The 1,322-nt window shown below is 76.2% G+C and carries 1 pseudogene; it reads right to left on the bottom strand.

Annotated elements, in window-relative coordinates:
* A pseudogene (locus tag OCL97_RS22585) lies at window positions 1-1,322 on the bottom strand (chromosome segregation protein SMC); the annotation flags it as partial.

Below are 1,322 nucleotides of genomic sequence, written 5' to 3'. Positions count from 1 at the left end.
TTCGTCCAGCAGCTTCTCGAAGCGATCCTGGTGGGTGGCCGGCGCCTCATGGGCCTTGTCCAGCAGGCCCTTGGCCTTGGCGCGCGCCTCGCTCAGCTGGTCCAGGCGCTTGGCGGCGCCCTGCGCCCGGCGGGTCCAGTCGTCGCGGTCGCGGCTCAGGTTTTCCAGGCGCCGCGCCCGGCCTTCGCGTTCGCGGGCCTCGATCTCCATGACGCTGCGGGCCTCGGCGGCCGCCTCGCGGGCAGGGCCGGCGGCGGCGCGGGCGGCGGCCAGCTTGGCGGCCAGGTCACCGACGGCGGTGTCCTCCGCCGATTCCGACTGCGCCACCCGCAGGATCGATTCGGCGTCGGCCAGTTCGGCCTCGAAACGGCGGATGACGTCGTCCAAGGACTGGGCGTGGGCCTCGCGGCGCGTCGCCTCGCGGTCCAGCTTCTCCAGAACGGCGCGGGCGGCCGTCACCTTCTGTTCGGCGGCCTGGGGCTGGCGGCGCGCCTCGCGCAGGGCCTCCTCGGCGGCGCGCACGCGGGCGTTGGCGGCGGCCTGCACCTCGCGGGCGGCCTTGGCCCTGGGCTCCAGAGTCTCGATCTCGGTCTCGACCTCGGCCAGCCGGGTCTTCTGCTCCATGCGCACGGCGGCGGGCTTGGGGGCGTCGGCCCGGGCGGTGAAGCCGTCCCAGCGCCAGAGGTCGCCCTCCTTGGAAACCAGCCGCATGCCCGGCTGCAGGGCGCCCTGCAGGCGGTCGCCGTCGGCGCGGGCCACCAGGGCCACATAGGCCAGGCGCGCGGCCAGGGCGCCCGGCGCCTTCACCAGCGGACCGAGGGGCGCCGCGCCCTCGGGCCAGGCGGGAGCCACCGCCTCACGCCCACCCCAGAAGGCCGGCGCCTTGGGATCCAGCGCCGCGTCCAGATCATCGCCCAGGGCCGCGGCCAGGGCCTGCTCATAGCCGCGGTCGGGGGAAACCTCGTCCAGGGCCGGGGTGAACCCGCCGCGCTTCTGCTGGGCCACGATACCGGCCAGGGCGCGGGCCTCGGCGGTCAGGCGGCCCAGCTGTTCATCGGCCTTGCGGGCCGCTTCCCGTGAGGCGAGCTCGGCCTCCTGGGCCTTGGTGCGTTCGTCTTCGGCGGCCTCCAGGGCGGCGCGCAGGGCCACGAGGGTCGCCTCGGCGCGCTCCAGCTCGGCCTTGGCCTCGGCGGCCTGCGGATTGACCGCCGGCCCGATCTGCTCGCGTTCGTGTTTCGCCTGTTCCAGCGCCCGGCGGGTGCGGTTCACCCGGCCCTGGGCCTCCTCGACCCGCGCGGCCCCGGCCCTGCGGCGGGCCTCCT

This window comes from Phenylobacterium ferrooxidans, assembly GCF_042714595.1.
GTDB lineage: Bacteria > Pseudomonadota > Alphaproteobacteria > Caulobacterales > Caulobacteraceae > Phenylobacterium > Phenylobacterium ferrooxidans.
Note: the sequence above shows the minus strand (reverse complement) of the source record. Positions and strands in the feature narration are given on the sequence as shown.